The 16,508-nt window shown below is 60.1% G+C and carries 13 protein-coding genes; 10 read left to right on the top strand and 3 right to left on the bottom strand.

Going from position 1 to position 16,508, the window contains the following annotated elements:
- The first annotated feature begins 17 nt into the window (after positions 1-17).
- From aspA to G494_RS21735, 5 genes are all read left to right on the top strand, one after another.
- Positions 18-1,886 (top strand): aspartate ammonia-lyase, encoded by a 1,869-nt coding sequence (gene aspA / locus G494_RS0103640; RefSeq protein WP_084456352.1) that lies wholly within the window; start codon positions 18-20, stop codon positions 1,884-1,886.
- 223 nt (positions 1,887-2,109) lie between these two features.
- The gene (locus tag G494_RS25065) at positions 2,110-2,763 is read left to right on the top strand and encodes a CerR family C-terminal domain-containing protein (protein ID WP_051305346.1); all 654 of its coding nucleotides are present in this window, start codon (positions 2,110-2,112) and stop codon (positions 2,761-2,763) included.
- Between the two features lie 19 nt (positions 2,764-2,782).
- A complete protein-coding gene (locus G494_RS26610; RefSeq protein WP_153305749.1) occupies positions 2,783-2,926 on the top strand; it encodes a hypothetical protein in 144 nt (47 codons plus the stop codon).
- Positions 2,923-3,114 carry a hypothetical protein gene (locus G494_RS0103625; RefSeq protein ID WP_028583439.1) on the top strand — a complete coding sequence of 64 codons (192 nt, stop codon included), beginning with the start codon at positions 2,923-2,925 and terminating at the stop codon, positions 3,112-3,114. The genes G494_RS26610 and G494_RS0103625 overlap by 4 nt, the downstream gene beginning before the upstream one ends.
- 151 nt (positions 3,115-3,265) lie before the next feature.
- Positions 3,266-3,886 carry an MlaC/ttg2D family ABC transporter substrate-binding protein gene (locus tag G494_RS21735; RefSeq protein WP_051305345.1) on the top strand — a complete coding sequence of 207 codons (621 nt, stop codon included), beginning with the start codon at positions 3,266-3,268 and terminating at the stop codon, positions 3,884-3,886.
- Between the two features lie 124 nt (positions 3,887-4,010).
- On the opposite strand, the gene trxB is transcribed toward G494_RS21735, so the two are convergent.
- The 3 genes from trxB to G494_RS0103605 all read right to left on the bottom strand — a co-directional run bounded on the left by trxB (position 4,011) and on the right by G494_RS0103605 (position 8,089).
- A complete protein-coding gene (gene trxB, locus G494_RS0103615) occupies positions 4,011-4,952 on the bottom strand; it encodes a thioredoxin-disulfide reductase (protein WP_051305344.1) in 942 nt (313 codons plus the stop codon).
- A gap of 27 nt (positions 4,953-4,979) precedes the next feature.
- A complete protein-coding gene (locus G494_RS0103610; protein ID WP_028583437.1) occupies positions 4,980-5,171 on the bottom strand; it encodes a YgaP family membrane protein in 192 nt (63 codons plus the stop codon).
- Between the two features lie 137 nt (positions 5,172-5,308).
- Complete coding sequence (locus G494_RS0103605; RefSeq protein ID WP_028583436.1) at positions 5,309-8,089, bottom strand: RND transporter family protein; 2,781 nt, start codon at positions 8,087-8,089, stop codon at positions 5,309-5,311.
- An 84-nt stretch (positions 8,090-8,173) separates the two neighbouring features.
- Between G494_RS0103605 and G494_RS26605 the strand changes: the two genes are divergently transcribed.
- The 5 genes from G494_RS26605 (at position 8,174) to alaS (ending at position 16,431) form a co-directional block, all read left to right on the top strand.
- Complete coding sequence (locus G494_RS26605; RefSeq protein ID WP_153305748.1) at positions 8,174-8,311, top strand: hypothetical protein; 138 nt, start codon at positions 8,174-8,176, stop codon at positions 8,309-8,311.
- A 527-nt stretch (positions 8,312-8,838) separates the two neighbouring features.
- Positions 8,839-10,830 carry an acetate--CoA ligase gene (gene acs, locus G494_RS0103595; protein ID WP_028583435.1) on the top strand — a complete coding sequence of 664 codons (1,992 nt, stop codon included), beginning with the start codon at positions 8,839-8,841 and terminating at the stop codon, positions 10,828-10,830.
- A 108-nt stretch (positions 10,831-10,938) separates the two neighbouring features.
- A complete protein-coding gene (locus G494_RS0103590; RefSeq protein ID WP_028583434.1) occupies positions 10,939-12,864 on the top strand; it encodes a DUF294 nucleotidyltransferase-like domain-containing protein in 1,926 nt (641 codons plus the stop codon).
- 10 nt (positions 12,865-12,874) lie between these two features.
- The gene (locus G494_RS21730) at positions 12,875-13,591 is read left to right on the top strand and encodes a 3'-5' exonuclease (RefSeq protein ID WP_051305343.1); all 717 of its coding nucleotides are present in this window, start codon (positions 12,875-12,877) and stop codon (positions 13,589-13,591) included.
- 197 nt (positions 13,592-13,788) lie between these two features.
- Complete coding sequence (gene alaS / locus G494_RS0103580) at positions 13,789-16,431, top strand: alanine--tRNA ligase (protein WP_028583433.1); 2,643 nt, start codon at positions 13,789-13,791, stop codon at positions 16,429-16,431.
- Positions 16,432-16,508 lie beyond the last annotated feature (77 nt).

Raw genomic sequence — 16,508 nt, 5'->3', positions numbered from 1 at the left:
GAGCAAAGGAAGTGTATATGATTATTGAGGAAAGCGTCATCAGGCAGGCTGCCAAGGCCTCTGGTATCCATGAGGAGGATCTGGCCCTGTTTTTTGCCGAGGGCAAGCAGCGGGACTACCAGGCCAACGAGTGGCTCTTTCAGGAGTCGACCCCCCGCCGCTGGGCCGGGATTATCCTGGAAGGCGATGTGGAGTTGGTTCGTGGCTTGCATGGCAGCTCGCGCCACGTTGCCACCATGATCGCCGGGGCCCTGATCAGTGAGGGGGCCTTTTTAGATGGTGATAGCCACAGTAACGGGGCCTTTAGCCGCAATGGGGCGGTGATCTGGCAGATCTCCAAAGAGAAGATCGAGCAGTTCCGGGAGGAAAAGCCCGAGCAGTTTTACCGGATCGTCTCCAGGGTGGCGGTGGGGGTCAATCGTCGTCTGCGGGTGCTCTCCAGCCAGCTCTATCGCCAGAAACAGGGGGTGCAGGTGGTGAGCGGTTTCCGCCTGGAGCACGATTCCCTGGGCCAGCGTGAGCTCTCGGACCATGTTTACTACGGGGTCCAGACCCAGCGTGCCATGGAGAACTTTCCGATCTCAGGTGTCTCGGTCAGTAACTTCGAGCACCTGATCGAAGGGCTGGCCATGGTCAAGAAGGCTGCCGCCCTCACCAACATGGAGTTGGGGCGACTGGACGAGGTCAAGACCAAGGCGATCTGTGCTGCCTGCGACGAGTTGCTGGCCGGCAGGCATCAACAACACTTTCCGGTGGATATGTTCCAGGGCGGGGCCGGGACCTCGACCAACATGAATGCCAATGAGGTCATTGCCAACCGGGGCCTCGAGTTGATGGGGCTGGCCCGGGGCGACTATGAACATCTCCACCCCAACGACCATGTCAATTGCTCCCAGTCCACCAACGATGCCTACCCCTCAGCCATCAAGCTCGCGGTCCTGCTCTCCAGCCGCAACCTGATTCGGGCCATGAAGGGACTGCGTCAGGCCCTGGAGGAAAAGGGTGCCGAGTTTGCCGATGTCCTCAAGATGGGGCGGACCGAAAATCAGGATGCCGTGCCCATGACCCTGGGCCAGGAGTTCAAGGCCTATGGGGTGATGATTGATACCGCTATCCGGGCCATCGAAGGGGCAGATGATGAGTTTCTGGATGTGAACATGGGGGCCACGGCCATAGGTACCGGAATCAACAGTCCCCCGGGCTATGCCGACCTGGTGACCGAGAAGCTGGCCGAGGTCAGCGGCTTTGGCCTGCGCAGGGCCAGAAACCTGGTCGAGGCCACTCAAAATGCGGGGACCTTTGTCCAGATGTCGGCAACCTTGAAGCGGGCGGCGGTGCAGATTTCCAAGATATGCAATGACCTCAGGTGGATGTCTTCCGGGCCCCGCTGCGGGCTCAATGAGATCAACCTGCCCCCCATGCAACCGGGCTCTTCCATCATGCCGGGTAAGGTCAATCCGGTTATACCCGAGGTGGTCAATCAGATCTGCTACCAGGTCATGGGCTATGATGCCGTGGTCTCCATGGCTGCCGAGGCCAGCGAACTGGAACTCTGTATGGCGGAACCGGTCATTGCCTATGACCTGCTCCACGGGATGATGATCCTCAAGAACGGCTGTGTCACCCTGACTGCCCGCTGTGTTACCGGGATCGAGGCCAACCGTGAGGTCTGCCGAAACTATGTGGAGACCAGTATCGGCCTGGTTACGGCCCTGGTACCGGTGATCGGCTATGAAGAGTCAGCAGCCATTGCCAAGGAGGCCCTGAAGACCGGCGGCAGTGTCTATAACCTGGTTCTGGAGAAGGAGCTGTTGACCAAGGCAGAGCTCGACGAAATGCTCCGGCCGGAAAACATGACCGATCCCAGGAAGATTCCGAAAAAATAACCACTGGGCAGGGCTTCCGGCCGGTTGTGGCGGTGGCGCTCCTGTCGGTGTGCTGAATGAACGGCTTCTCCCTCCCTGTGAGGGGGGCTGCTTTTTTTTTGGGGGGAGGCGGACCGGGATTACTCTGGGCAAGGTTTTTCTGTTGACACATTTGGTCAACTGACCTAAATTAATGGTCACCAGGATCAACGGCTGGGTCAGATGATATCTTAAGGTGGGACAGATGGCAAAAACAACACGGACAACCAGAGAGCAGCTGGTCTATGCAGCAGGGGAACTCTTTGCCGAGCTGGGCTTTGACGGCGTGAGTACCCGGATGATCGCTGAAAAGGCAGGCATCACCCTGGGAAGTATCCACTATCATTTCGGCAGCAAGAAGAACCTCTACCTGGAGGCCTTCAGTTATGCCCTGGAGGAGAAACGGTGCAACGGTTTCCTGGAGGTCCTGGAGGAGAACCCCAGGCTGGTGGAGCAGCCGACGGGCCAGGCCGAGCTTATCCGCACCGCCGTCTATCGCAACTTCCATGAGTACTTCAGAGCAGAGAAACCTCGCTGGGAACGACAGATCCTGGTGCGTGAACTCGTCACCCCCTCATCGGCCATTCCCTTGATTGTTGAACGTTTTTTTAAGCCGGACATGGAGGCAACCCGTCAGTTTTATCGTAAGATCAAGCCCGGGGCAGGGGATAAGGAAATCAATACCTGGATGGACATCCTCCATGGCCAGATTTTTTTCTATTCCGCCATCGAAGAGGTCCTTGACCTGGTTCGGGGGGAGGAAATCAGCGATGTCGCCTTTTATCGCGAGGCCGCCCGGACCGTTTCCAGGGCCATGATCACCTTCCTGGATCTGCCCCTGCCCAAGGATCTGCAATAACAACTCCAAGAGAGCAACCATGATGAAGAGACGAAGATATGTTGTTGCCCTGATCCCCCTGCTCCTGATCTGCGGGACGCTGTGCCGGTCCCCCTTTCTGGCGGCCATGGAGGTGGATCCTCTGGCCAGGCCCGCCGCTGTACCAGTCGAGCAGGGGCGATGAACGGGCGCAGCGAGGGGGGCCTCTGCTGTGAGCGCTGTCAGAAAAAACTGGCTGCCGAAGAGGTCCATTTTTTTCCCGGGAGCGTACTCTGCAGGCGCTGTTGCCGGGCTCGGATGTTGTCAGGCTGGCTGCTGAAGCTCTGTTGTGGCGGCAGTGGCCAGGCCGGAGGCAAGCTCTTCTCCGGATAACTGTGCTAGAACTGGATCAAAATTTGCAAAGTTTCCTGCGCCGGTGGAGGCCGTGACAGCCTCCGGGCCGGGTGGGCGAGGATAGTCCGGCTGCAGTTGAGCAGCCGGAGTACACGGAGAATCGTACATGGATAATCTACGAGGAGGGTCTATGAAGATACAAGGATGGAAAGTGGTGTTGCTGGGATTGATGATGATCTGGGGGGGGGGGGGGGCCCAGGCGGGAACCGTACCCGCGCCTACAGCTCAACTGCGGCCCTTTATCCAGGAGATCCTGACTATCCTGGATGAGGAAACAACCACGGTTCAGGGCGAGGAGCGGATCGAGCGAATCATGGCGGTCGCCAGGCAGGGCTTTGATTTTAGAGAGATGTCCAGGCGGGTCCTGGGTAAGCAGTGGCGTCGACTCTCCCCGGCCCAGCAGGATGAGTTTGTCGCTATGTTTACCGAGCTGTTGCAGTATGCCTATGTCGCCAAGATGAATCAGTATAGTGAACAAGAGGTGACCTTTGGCAAGGAACGGATCCGGGGCAAGCGGGCCCAGGTCGAGACGCTGTTGGTTGGAGGCGACACCACCATCCCGGTCTCTTATATCATGCTCTTGAAACAGGGGCAGTGGATGGTCTATGATATCGTGGTGGAAGGTGTGAGTCTGGTTCGCAATTATATGGAGCAATTTCAAGGGATTATGAGAAAGGAATCCTTTGGTGGCCTGACCCGGAGGATCGGGGAAAAGATTGCGGAACTGCAGCAAAAAGAGCTTGCCGGTTAGGGGCGACGGTTAAGGGCGACGCCCCCGAGCTGGGGGCAGCAGCTCGGGCCAGGGCTGTACCCTCTCTGCAGGATCGGCTGCGTCGGGAGTGGTATCCGGCGCAGCCGATGGTTGAGGAACTCGTTCAGGAACTGCCCTTCTTGGCATGGACAAAGTGGGCCGCAGCCAGGGCGGCGGTGGCCCCCTCTCCGGCGGCAACCACGATCTGTTTGGCATACTTCTGGCGGAGATCACCGATGACATAGATGCCGGGCATGGTGGTCTCGCCCTTGCAGTCGGTCATCACAAAGCCGTCGGCGTCCATGGGGGTGCCGGCAGGGATCAGCTGATTGTTGGGCTTAAAGCCGATAAAGACAAAGACCCCGTCAGTGGCCAGGCGCTGCTGCTCTTTACTCTGAACATCCTGGATGTTTACCCCGCTCACCCCGCTGTCATCCGCCTCAATGGAGGTGAGCACCGAGTTCCAGAGGATCTTGATCTTGGTCTCGTTCATGACCCGTTTCTGGAGGATCATCCCGGCCCTGAAGCTGTCCCGCCGGTGGACCAGGTAGACCTGCTTGGCGATTTTGGCCAGGTAGAGGGCCTCTTCTGTGGCCGAATCCCCTCCACCTACCACCACCACGGTCTTGTTGCGGAAGAAAAAACCATCACAGACCGCACAGTAGGAAACCCCCTTGCCATAGTACTCCTCTTCCCCGGGGATGCCCAACTTCTTAGGACTGCCGCCCACGGCAATGATGACGGTGTGCGCAGGGTAGATCTCTCCGTTGGCCAGGTGAACCAGGTGATGATCCAGGCCGGGTTCCACAGCGCTTACCTCTTCTTGGAGAATGGGCAGGTCGTAGGCCTTGGCATGGTTGAGGAAGTTGTCAGCCAGTTCCGAACCTGTGATGTTCTCGTGGCCTGGCCAGTTTTCCACGATGTCGGTGGCTGCCATCTGGCCTCCGGGAAAACCCTTTTCAATCAAGATGGTTTTCAGGGCTGCCCTCTGGGCATAGATGCCTGCGGTCAGTCCCCCGGGGCCGCCGCCGACAATAACTACATCATGCATTTCGTGTTGTCTCATCTTGGTTCCTTCTCTTCTCACTGGTTATTAATGTTCAGGCACACCGAGTTTTTTCAAGATCATGGCCATGGGGCAGAATCCGCTGAAGCCGAACTGCAAGAGGTTGGCACCGACAAGGGCGGTCAGGAGGAGCCAGTAGCCACTGACCCAGGTAGCCAGTGCCAGGCTGAGTAGAATGATACAACCGGCAATCACATGGATCCAGTCGGTGATAATCATGGGGGTGCTCCTTGTTTGCTGAGTTGAGTGATCAGCCCTGGGGTGCGGTCTGTCCCGGCGGGCTGGAGGCCGGGATTCCAGGAGGGTGCTTTGCCTCCTGGTTTGAACAGCTTGGGATTCCCTTTGCTGCGCCGCTGTTATTCGGGTCTCTGGCTGCTCTCTGTCAAGAGATCGGCTGGTTCCGTGCTCTCACTCCCCTCAGACACGGCTGCTTCGCCGTCGGACTGGTCGACGCTTGTCGTTTCCTCCTGCTCCTCTTTGGACGGGGTCTGAGGCGGGCTGTCCGCTGTTGGGCTCGCTTTGTCTGCAATCCTGCTCAGTTCTGGCTGGAAAATTGTATTTCCCAGCCAATTCAGGACAATTGGCATCATGGCCCGGAAGGTCAAGCAGAAGATGGCAACTAATCCGCTGACCATGATTCCCAACCTTTGCAGAGGGGGGTGTGAAGAAAAATAGAGCGGTACGCTGCCTGCGCCGAGCAAGAGGGCGAAACGGAGCAGAAAGATTTGCTCCTGGCCGCGGCTCTCCTGCTCGGGATGCTGCCAGTGGCCGTGGTTCTCCGCGTCTGCACGGAGTGCGGCAAAGAACAGCCAGATACCTGCGCTGCTCATGATCAGGATCAGGGCCAGGAGGGTCGTCTCCAGGGTGCTCAGGCCCTGGCCCGGAAGGGGGAGTAAGCCGTAGCAGAGCAGGGAGGAGGAGAGAAACAGGCCTGCTGAAATGAGTCCGCAGAGCCAGCAGCGGCTGATCAGGGCGAGGATGGTGCAGCCTATGAGCAGGGCGGCGCCGGTCCAGAGCAGCATCTGGCCAAGAAGTCGCTCCTGCCAGAGACCATGTTCATGGAGGGCTCCGCGCCAACGGAGTTCCAGGCTGAGCGGCGGGTGGTTTGCGGTCATAAAGGTGGTGGCCTCTCTGATGAGCTCTCGGCGTTGGGCCTTGTCTGCAGAGGGGAGATACCAGTAGATGGTGGCCCTGGTGGCCTCCTGGTTGAGGTAACGGCCAAGTGCGTCCGGGGGTTGGCTCTGGCCATATGCGGCCAGGAGCTGGCGCACTCCTGCGGAGGTCTCTGGCAAGCGGTAGCGGCCGGGGTCCCCCTCAAACAGGGCCTGATGGGTGCTCTTGACGATCTCGCAGACAGAGAGACCTTTGTCTGCACTGCTCTCTTTGACCACAAAATCCTGGAGCTCCTGGATCCAGGCAAGGAGCTCGGGGCGAAGAAAGAGCTGTTGATGGTCCAGGAATTGGGAGAGGCTCTCCAGGGCCCTGGACCAGAGATCAATGGCCAGGTCCTGGTCAAGGCTCAACTCGGCGATCCGACGTTGCCAGCGACGATCCAGGGCCGTGCTGAGCTCCGTACTGGTAACCGCGTCGGCGAGGTATTCCCGAATATCTGCAGTTGCCGTTCTCCGGATCCAGGGGTCGGCGCTGAGCAGGGTCTGGAAGCGGCGCTCCAGCCAGCGGCCGGCTTCGTCGGCACCCGGGGCCGGGGCTGCGCCCCTGAGTTCGAGTCGGAGCTGGTAGGGACCGGCAAGATGCTGGTTGATCACGGCTTGATCACGGCGCAGGGAGTGATCCTGGCTGAAGCGGTGCAGGGGATTGTCGTTGATGCTGAGCAGGGAGAGGCCCACCAGGGAGAGCAGCAGGAGGAGCAGGTGCCCCGCCACAACCAGTTTGGGAAAACTCCGATGCAGAGCAGAGATCCTGACGAGCAGGGGGGCGGGCGACCAGCCAAGGCGGAGCCAGCTGGGGGGGCTCAGGGTCGAACAGAGGGGGGGGGCGGCTAACCAGGCCGGCGGCAGGATGGAGAGGAGTGGCGGCAGGAGAAGAGTGCTTGCCGCCCAGGCTGCCAGAACTGCCACTGCACTGAAACCGCCGAAAAAACGGATCTCCGGGAGGGGGGAGCAGAGCATCACCAGAAAGCCTGCTGTCAGGGCCAGGGAGAGGGGGCGAAGGCGGGGCAGCAGTGCTGATCTTAACAGCGCGATCCTGGCCGGCAGCTCCTGGCCGGCGCCGGCAGCTCCCTGATAGGTCGTCAGTGCCGCCAGGGAGTAGAGCAGGGCCGTAGCGCCGCTCAGCCAGGGGATCAGTAAGCTGAAGCTCCCTGCAGGGAAACCGCTGATGGAGAGCAGGGGCAGCATCACCATCCCGGCGCTGAGCGCGGGAACCAGGGGAAGCCAGCAGCAACGCGGAGCGGGCAGGAAGAGGAGCCCGGCCAGCAGCATGGCCATGGTGGAGCAGCCCGCCAGCAGCAGGGGGCGCCATTGCATCTCCCTGAAAAAACTCTCCCAGGCCAGGGTGAACCCGCCAAAGTGGAGTCGGTCTCTATCCTTCTCGGCGGCGGGAGGGGCCTCTTCGAGTTGCCGCCTGATCCAAGCTGTCCGGCCCGGCAGGCGGAGCGGCAGGCGCAGGGCCATGGCCTTACCGTCGACGGCAACCAGGGTGCTGTTCAAGAGCGGCTTTTTCAGGCCCTGTTGGTGGAGTTGTTGTCCGGCCTCAGGGGTATCCGGGACCTCGGCCATGAAGGCTGCGGCCTGGACGCTCCCCAGGTCGTCGCCCTGGGGGGTCCTGGTCTCCGGACCCAGAAAATCTTCGTCAACAGGGAACTCCTCCTCCCCCTCTGCCCTGCCACCAGCCGGTACCTGGCCGCTGATCTGGCTCATCCTGCGCAGGGAGGCCGAAGAGAATATCCCCTGGGGATCGCTGTTGTTGACCAGGGCTGCGACCATCCACTCCTGGTTCTGGGGAGCCTGGGGCCTGCCCCGCTGCTCCTGGGGCTGCCAGGGGAAGCCTCGGCTCAGGTAGCGGTTTATCCCCTGCTCTGCAGTGAGGCAGAAGAGGAGGGTGCAGAGCAGGCTTGCGAGGGTCGTCAATCCCAGGATGGCCTTGGGGCGCAGGAGGGGGGAGTCGGTGGTCTTCATGGTCAGCGCCGTGATCGTCTCTGCCTGTTTGCGGCGGGCAGATAGGAGGGGGGGGCCATCAGGGCTGGCTGGAAGGATGAGCTGATGGTGGACACGGAAGACCTCTTTGCTGAGCAGCAGTGGTTGGTTCGCCTGGCCAGGTGGTTGCCCCTGGTCGGGGATGCCGGTCTCAAGGGGAGCGCTTTTCAGACCGGGAAAAGAATGAACGGCTTGTTATTTTAAGAAAAGTGTTCAATATTGACCCGCTCTTGTCAAGCTGTTTATCCCCAGGGCAGGGAAGAGGCCCTGGGAACTCTCATTGATGGAGCCCAGGGGAGGTGATGTATCAGTGTTAGTGAAGGGTTGGATCAGGAAAAAGCAAAGCTTGGTTGATTGGTATTTTTATTGAACCAATATTGTGTTCTTTTTTTTTAGAATTTTTTGTATCTTTACTGTAATATGTTGTTTGTAAAAGGCATATTGTTTTGGGTCTCAGCCAGTGGACAGAGGGGTCTGGTAGCTGAAAAACCGGATGATGCTGACCCTATCCCGGGGGCTTGGTGTTATCGCTTGACAAAGGAAAGAGGGATTATTAATCGTAATAGCACGTTGTCATAATGGAAAGGTGTTTGATAACGCTCTGTTTTTTTCTTTTTTTTCAACGATGAAATACAGCAGCCCTGCAGGCTGAGGGCTGATTTAACTGGTTTTTCCGGGTTCCGGAAGAGCTGGCTCGATATGCTATTTCATTCTATTCAAAGGGGGGTCCCATGGGTGCGAAGGAGCAGGAAGATAAGATTACGAGTTTGTTGAGTGTAGGTAAGGTGTTTGAGCCGCCCCAAGCCGGCCGGGATCAAGCCTGGATCAAGGATATGGACCAGTACCGGGAACTCTACAAACGATCCATCGATGACATGGAGGGCTTCTGGGCCGAGCGTGCCGAGGAGCTGGTCAGCTGGGAGAAAAAGTGGGACTCAGTCCTGGAGTATGATCTGAGTGTACCAGAGGTCAAGTGGTTTCAGGGCGGCAAGCTCAACGTCTCTTATAACTGCCTGGACCGTCACCTGGAAAATGGCCGTCGCAACAAGGCCGCCATCATCTGGCAGGGTGAGCCGGAAGAGGATGTCCGGGTCTATACCTACCAGATGCTCCATACCGAGGTCTGTCGCTTTGCCAATGTCTTGAAAAAGAAGGGCGTGAAAAAGGGTGATCGGGTCGCCATCTATATGCCGATGATCCCGGAGCTGGCCATTGCCCTGCTCGCCTGTACCCGTCTGGGTGCCGTCCATTCGGTGGTCTTTGCCGGTTTTTCCGCCATCGCCCTCCAGAGCCGGATCCAGGACTGTGAGGCCAAGGTACTGGTCACCGCCGATGCCGTTCTCCGCGGGGGCAAGGCCATCCCCCTGAAGACCAACGCCGACCAGGCCCTGGAGGAGTGCGATTCTGTGGGGAGTTGCATCGTGGTCCAGCGGGCCGGGGTGGAGATTCCCATGGAGGCGGGACGGGACAGCTGGTGGCATGAAGAGGTGGCAGCCCCGGACATCTCCAGCGAGTGTGCGCCCGAACCCATGGATGCCGAAGACCTGCTCTTCATCCTCTACACCTCCGGCTCCACCGGTAAGCCCAAGGGCGTGGTCCATACCACCGGCGGCTATCTGACCTATGCCATGCATACCTGCCAGTGGGTCTTTGACATGAAGGATGACGATGTCTACTGGTGTACCGCCGATATCGGCTGGATAACCGGCCACAGCTATATCCTCTACGGTCCCCTGGGGTTGGGCGCCACCTCCCTGATGTTTGAAGGGGTACCCAGTTATCCGGCTGCGGATCGATTCTGGAAGATCGTCGACAAGTTCAAGGTGAACATCTTCTATACCGCGCCCACCGCCATCCGTGCCCTGATGCGTGAAGGTGAGGCCCATACCCAGCGCTATGATCTCTCCAGCCTGCGTGTGCTTGGTTCCGTGGGCGAGCCCATCAATCCCGAGGCCTGGATGTGGTACCATGTCAATATCGGCAAGGAGAAGCTGCCCATCGTAGATACCTGGTGGCAGACCGAGACCGGTGGGATCATGATCTCGCCCCTGCCCTATGCCACCCCGCTGAAACCCGGCTCTGCCAGTTATCCCCTGCCCGGCATCGATGCCGCCATCTACAACGAGGAGGGGGAAGAGGCCGCTGCCAACGAGGGCGGCCATCTGGTGATCCGGAAACCCTGGCCAGGGATGCTCCGTGGCGTCTTCGGTGATCCGGCCCGCTATAAGAAGACCTACTTCAGCCGCTACGAGAACACCTATGATCCCGAGGATGGCGCCCGCTGTGATGAAGATGGGTACTTCTGGATCATGGGCCGTCTGGACGACGTCATCAATGTCAGCGGTCACCGCCTGGGCACGGCAGAGATCGAGTCTGCCCTGGTCTCCCACGAGGCCGTGGCCGAGGCAGCTGCCGTGGGCATGCCCCATCCGGTCAAGGGACAGGCCATCTTTGCCTATGTCACCCTGATGTCCTGGGCCGAGGAGAGTGACGAACTGCTGGCCGAGCTGCGCAAGCATGTCCGGGCCGAGATCGGTCCCATTGCCACGCCCGAGGCCATCCAGTGGGCGCCGGGCCTGCCCAAGACCCGCTCCGGTAAAATTATGCGTCGGATCCTGAGGAAAATCGCTGCCAATGATTTTAAAGACTTCGGCGATACTTCCACCCTGGCCGATCCTTCGGTGGTCGATCATCTCGTTGACGGTAAGAAGAAACTGGGCTAAATATCCAGATACGAGTCGTTTTTTAAGCCGCCCGTGGTCTTGCCCCGGGCGGCACCTTTCCAGGCAGGACGCTCCGGTGTTCTGCCTGTTTTTGTTTCCAGGGAACCCATGGCACGCGAACAGGGAGCGATCACTCCGGCTCCGGAAGTGGTGGTAGAGTTTTTGAGCAGGATCATGCCCTTCAGGGAGCTGGATGACGAGCTCCTCCATGAGGTGGCCCGCCGGATACGGGTGGATTTTTTTCCCAAGGGAACCTGGCTGTTGACCATGGGGGAGTCCGAGGTCCGCTACCTCTACCTCATCCAGCAGGGCGGGGTGAAATCCTTTCTCACCGACGAGGAGGGCAAGACCACCCTCAAGGACTATCGCGGGGACGGTGAATACGTCGGCGCCCTGGGAATCATCCGGGGCACGGTGGCCAACATGAATGTGGAGACCGTGGAAGATACCTTCTGCTTTCTCCTGCCCAGGGACTACTTCCTGGAATTGATCAACTCCCAGCCCGGCTTTGCCCAGTACTACCTGAAGAGTTTTTCCGAGAAGATCGTCTCCACGGCCTACACCGAGCTGCGGAAGCATCGGGTAGCCCGGCGCAGTGACGAGGACCTCTTCCTCTTTTCACTCACGGTCGGGGATATCATCGGCCGCCGGCTGCGTTCGCTGCCGGTCACTGCCTCGGTCCAGGAGGCGGCCACCGTGATGATGCGGTACAGCGTCGGATCCCTGCTGCTCCATGGAGGGAACCCGGAGGAGATTGTCGGCATTGTTACCGACAAGGACCTGCGCAACAAGGTGGTTGCCGCCGGCGGCTCCTACGCCCTCCCGGTGGGGACCATCATGACCGCACCGGTGGTCACCCTCAATGCCCGGGCCGTCTGTTTCGACGCCCTGATCACCATGATGTCCTCCGGGATCCACCACCTTGGGGTGGAGGAGAATGGCCGGATTGTCGGGGTGATCACCTCCCACGACATCATGCTCCTCCAGGGGAGCTCCCCCTACAGCCTGTTCAAGGAGATCGGCAGGCAGCAGTATTTCCCCCCGCTCTACGCCCTTGCCCAGAAGATTCCTGCGGTCATCCGCAACCTGATCAACGAGGGGGCCAAGGCCGGCAACATCGTCCGGATGATCGCCCTGCTCAACGATCAGATGCTGGCCCGGGTACTCCAACTGGTGGAGCGGGAGCTGGGTCCGCCGCCGCTGCCCTACTGCTGGCTGCTCTTTGGCAGCGAAGGCCGGCGGGAGCAGGCCTTTAAGACGGATCAGGATAACGGCCTGCTCTATGCCGACCCCCAGGGGGCGGAACAGCGGGAGCAGGCAGCGGAATACTTCGGCCGCCTTGCAGCCCGGGTGGTGGATCACCTGGTGAACTGTGGCTACCCTCCCTGTGCGGACCGGATCATGGCTGCCAATCCCCGCTGGTGTCAACCCCTGGCCGTGTGGCAGGGCTACTTTGCCGGCTGGATCCAGTCCGGGGATCGGCAGGAGCTGGTGAAGGCTCTGGTCCTGTTTGATTTTCGCAGCGGCCATGGCCACGCCGCCCTGGCAGAGGAGTTGCGGGACAGTGTGGTTCGCCTGACCCGGAATCACCAGGCCTACCTGGCGCCCCTGGTCGCGGATTGCCTCGCTGCTAAGACACCGCCGGCGGTCTTTCGCGACATGGTGGTGGAAGAGGATGGCCGGCAGGGCACTCTCCTGGATATCAAGCATCAGGGCCTGGCCCCCTTTGTCAATTTTGCCCGGATTCTGGCCCTGCGCCATGGTATCAGAGAGACCAATACCCTGGCCCGGTTTTCGGTGCTGGCCAAAGAGGGGTACCTGGAAGAAGAGCTCCTGGTCAAGGCCCAGGAGGCCTGCGAGATTCAGATGCATCTTCGCCTGATCCATCAGCTGCACCAGATGGAGGAGGGGATCCTGCCCGACAGCTCCCTTTCCCCGGGCGAACTCTCCGAGGTGGAGAAGAAGATGCTCCGTGACGGCTTTGCCCTGGTGGGCCGCCTCAAGGGGCTGCTCCAGCAACTGCTGGCAGGGTAAAGGGGGGAGGATGAAGCTGGAACGCATCTTTCCCTGGTTGCGGAGACCCGATCAGGTCCTGGTGAGAAATCGGGAGTATTTCAGCAACTTCGATCGACGTCAGCCCCTGGCTGCCTACGATTTTGTGGTCTGTGACACCGAGCTCACCGGCCTGCATAAACGCAGGGATGAAATCATCTCCATCGGCGCGGTCCGGATCAGCAGCCTCCAGATCGAGTTGAGTCGCACCTTCCACTCCCTGGTGCGTCCGGTCAACATCGATGCCAACCAGGCCACTCTGGTCCATCGGATCACCCCGGAGCAGCTGAAGCAGGCGCCGCTGATGGCAGAGGTGCTGCCCGGATTCATCGAATTTTGCGGTCAGGGGGTGCTGGTGGGCCATTTTGTGGGCCTTGATCTCCATTTCCTCAACCAGGCTGCCAAGGGGCTCTTAGGCGGGTCCCTGGCAAGCCCCAGCGTTGATACCATGCAGATGGTCCGGGGCTACCGGGAGTTTGCCGGCAGGCAGCGGTCCGGCTTTGTCGATCAGGCGGGCTCGCTGGTGCTCGATGACCTGACCAGGGAGTTCCGGCTGCCCCGCTTTAAACCCCATGATGCCCTGGAGGATGCCCTGCAGACGGCCTACCTCTTTATCTTTCTGGCCAAGAAACTCCAGGGCCTGGGGGTGCGCACCCTCCAGGAGCTGGAACGGCTGGTGCGCTCCACGACCGAGGATCCCTTCCTCTGAGCCGGCCCGCAGGCAGAGCCTCAGGCGGCTCCAGGGGGAGGTCGCAGCCCCGGGAGAGCCTGATTTTTTTATTGGCATTGTCGTGTTTCAGGTATATCATGCTGCTCTGACTATCGAGAGATTACCCGGAGCCGGGCCTTTGTTCCACAGGCTGGTTGGTAATTTTGTCCCCTCTACTCTAACTTTTGATGCTCACAATGACCGGTAAAGAAATTCGAAAGCGTTTTTTGGAATATTTTGAGCGTCATGGCCACACCCGGGTGAAGTCCGCCTCCTTGGTCCCCCATGACGATCCGACCCTGTTGTTTGTCAACTCCGGGATGGTGCAGTTTAAAAAGGTGTTTATGGGGGAAGACCAACGACCCTATGTCCGGGCCACCACGGCCCAGGCCAGTGTGCGGGCAGGCGGTAAGCATAACGACCTGGAAAATGTCGGCTATACCGCCCGTCATCACACCTTCTTCGAGATGCTGGGCAACTTCTCCTTTGGCGATTACTTCAAGAAGGAGGCCATCGCCTTTGCCTGGGAGTTCCTTACCGTTGAACTGGGGATAGATCCCAACAAGCTCTGGGTCTCCATCTATGATGACGATGATGAGGCCCAGGAGCTGTGGGAGCAGATCGAAGATCTGCCGCCGGGCAGGATCATCCGCATGGGCGAGGCCGATAACTTCTGGGCCATGGGTGATACCGGTCCCTGCGGTCCCTGCTCCGAGATCCATATCGACCAGGGCCCTGAGGTGGGCTGCGGCCAGGACTGTGTGCTCGGCTGCGACTGCGACCGCTACCTTGAGCTCTGGAACCTGGTCTTCATGCAGTACTATCGGGATGAGTCCGGTGAGATGACCCCGCTGCCCAAGCCCTCCATCGATACCGGCATGGGCCTGGAGCGGGTGGCGGCCGTGCTCCAGGGCAAGCAGAACAACTTTGACTGTGATCTCTTTACCCCCCTGATCGACCATATCGCCGAGCTGGCGGGCAAACGGTATCATGACAATGACGGTGACGATGTCTGTCTGCGGGTCATTGCCGACCATGCCCGGGCCACCACCTTCCTGGTGGGCGACGGGGTGTTGCCCTCCAACGAGGGCCGCGGCTATGTGCTCCGGCGGATCATGCGGCGTGCCATCCGTTACGGCAGGACCCTTGGCCTGGAGTCCTTCTTTCCCGGGGTCTGTGCCCTGGTGATCGAGACCATGGGTGAGGCCTATCCCCATATCTGTGAGACCAGAGAGCTCTTGGCCCAGGTGGTTACCAATGAGGAACGTCGTTTTGGGGAGACCCTGGATAAGGGGTTGCACAAGCTGGATCAGGAGATCGAACGCCTCCAGGCCGAACAGGGGGAGGGGGCGACCATTGCCGGCTCCTTTATCTTCAGACTCTACGATACCTACGGCTTTCCGGTGGATATCGTCCGCGATGTCTCCATTGAGCGCGGGGTAGCCTTTGATGAGGCCGGCTTCAATGCCGCCATGGAAGAGCAGCGCGAGCAGTCACGCAAGTCGTGGAAGGGGAGTGACGTCGATCACCTGGATGGTGGCGTCCTGGAGTTGGTCAATCAGGGCAGGAGTGCTGCCTTCAGTGGCTACTTTCAAACCGAGGAAAGCTCCATTGCGGCCGCCCTCCTGAACCAGGCCGGAGAGTTGGTCACCAGCGGAGCCGTCGGTGAGCAGCTGCGCATCTTCTGTGAACAGACCCCCTTCTATGCCGAGTCCGGTGGCCAGGTCGGAGACCAGGGTGAACTGAGTTGGCCCGGAGGTCGCTTTCAGGTGCAGCAGACCATGGCCCCGGTGGAGGGGATCATCCTCCATCAGGGGGAGGTGGTCGAGGGCGTGCTGGAGCAGGGTCAGGCGGTGCGGCTGACCGTGGCCCCGCGGCGGGCCGATATTGCCGCCAACCACAGCGCCACCCATCTGCTCCATGCGGCCCTGAAAGAGGTGCTGGGAGAGCATGTCAAACAGGCAGGTTCCCTGGTCGATGAGCAGCGGCTGCGCTTTGACTTTACCCATTTCTCTCCCCTGAGCCCGGAGGAAACCCGTCGGGTCGAACAGATCGTCAACGCCAAGGTGCGCCAGAACATTGCCGTCTCCACCGCCCTCTTGGACCGGGAGCAGGCCATAGAGGACGGAGCCACGGCCCTGTTTGGCGAGAAGTACGGCGACTCTGTCCGGGTGGTCACCATGGGCGACTTCAGCAAGGAACTCTGCGGCGGCACCCATGTGGCTGCCACCGGTGATATCGGGTTGATCAAGGTGGTCCATGAAACCGGTATTGCCGCCGGGGTCCGCCGGCTGGAGGCCGTGACCGGGGTTCAGGCCATGAGCTGGCTTCACAGCCTGGAGCAGCAGGCGGCAGAACTCTCCCAGGCCATCGGTTGTCCCCTGGAGGGGGCAGTCGACAAGGTGCTTGTCCTCCAGAAGCGGCAGAAGGCGCTGGAAAAAGAGATCGGCGCCCTCAACGCCTCCATGAGTCTGGCCAACCTGGATCAGCTCCTGGCCGATGCCCAGGAGATCCGTGGTATCCAGGTGGTGGCCCGCAGGGTCCAGCTGGACTCTGCCAAGACCCTGCGGGAGATCGGGGACAAGGTCCGTGACAAGATGCCTGCAGGGGTTGCGGTCCTGGGTGGCGAGTTCGGCGGCAAGGCCGCTCTCCTGGCCCTGGTCAGCAAGGAGCTGACCAAGACCATCAGGGCCGGTGAGGTGGTGAACAGGGTGGCGGCCCTGGTGGGCGGCAAGGGCGGCGGCCGACCGGATATGGCCCAGGCCGGCGGCTCCATGCCGGACAAGCTCGATGAGGCCATCGCCCGGGTTCCCGCCATCATCGAGGAACTCCTGAGCTAGCCAGGGCAGCCGCAGGTGCCGGCAGCCTGTGGAGCAGAAAGACGCAGTTGCGGCCTCATCGTAGCTGCGTTTTTTCA

Origin of the sequence: Desulfogranum mediterraneum DSM 13871 (assembly GCF_000429965.1) — a bacterium.
Lineage (GTDB): Bacteria > Desulfobacterota > Desulfobulbia > Desulfobulbales > Desulfobulbaceae > Desulfogranum > Desulfogranum mediterraneum.
This window is presented reverse-complemented; position numbering and strand designations above follow the sequence as displayed.

What these genes read in the sequence shown, in the direction of transcription:
- aspA (WP_084456352.1), top strand. Translation starts at nt 18, where the DNA reads ATGATTATTGAGGAAAGCGTCATCAGGCAGGCTGCCAAGGCCTCTGGT.
- G494_RS25065 (WP_051305346.1), top strand. Translation starts at nt 2,110, where the DNA reads ATGGCAAAAACAACACGGACAACCAGAGAGCAGCTGGTCTATGCAGCA.
- G494_RS26610 (WP_153305749.1), top strand. Translation starts at nt 2,783, where the DNA reads ATGATGAAGAGACGAAGATATGTTGTTGCCCTGATCCCCCTGCTCCTG.
- G494_RS0103625 (WP_028583439.1), top strand. Translation starts at nt 2,923, where the DNA reads ATGAACGGGCGCAGCGAGGGGGGCCTCTGCTGTGAGCGCTGTCAGAAA.
- G494_RS21735 (WP_051305345.1), top strand. Translation starts at nt 3,266, where the DNA reads ATGAAGATACAAGGATGGAAAGTGGTGTTGCTGGGATTGATGATGATC.
- trxB (WP_051305344.1), bottom strand. Translation starts at nt 4,952, where the DNA reads ATGAGACAACACGAAATGCATGATGTAGTTATTGTCGGCGGCGGCCCC.
- G494_RS0103610 (WP_028583437.1), bottom strand. Translation starts at nt 5,171, where the DNA reads ATGATTATCACCGACTGGATCCATGTGATTGCCGGTTGTATCATTCTA.
- G494_RS0103605 (WP_028583436.1), bottom strand. Translation starts at nt 8,089, where the DNA reads ATGAAGACCACCGACTCCCCCCTCCTGCGCCCCAAGGCCATCCTGGGA.
- G494_RS26605 (WP_153305748.1), top strand. Translation starts at nt 8,174, where the DNA reads ATGGTGGACACGGAAGACCTCTTTGCTGAGCAGCAGTGGTTGGTTCGC.
- acs (WP_028583435.1), top strand. Translation starts at nt 8,839, where the DNA reads ATGGGTGCGAAGGAGCAGGAAGATAAGATTACGAGTTTGTTGAGTGTA.
- G494_RS0103590 (WP_028583434.1), top strand. Translation starts at nt 10,939, where the DNA reads ATGGCACGCGAACAGGGAGCGATCACTCCGGCTCCGGAAGTGGTGGTA.
- G494_RS21730 (WP_051305343.1), top strand. Translation starts at nt 12,875, where the DNA reads ATGAAGCTGGAACGCATCTTTCCCTGGTTGCGGAGACCCGATCAGGTC.
- alaS (WP_028583433.1), top strand. Translation starts at nt 13,789, where the DNA reads ATGACCGGTAAAGAAATTCGAAAGCGTTTTTTGGAATATTTTGAGCGT.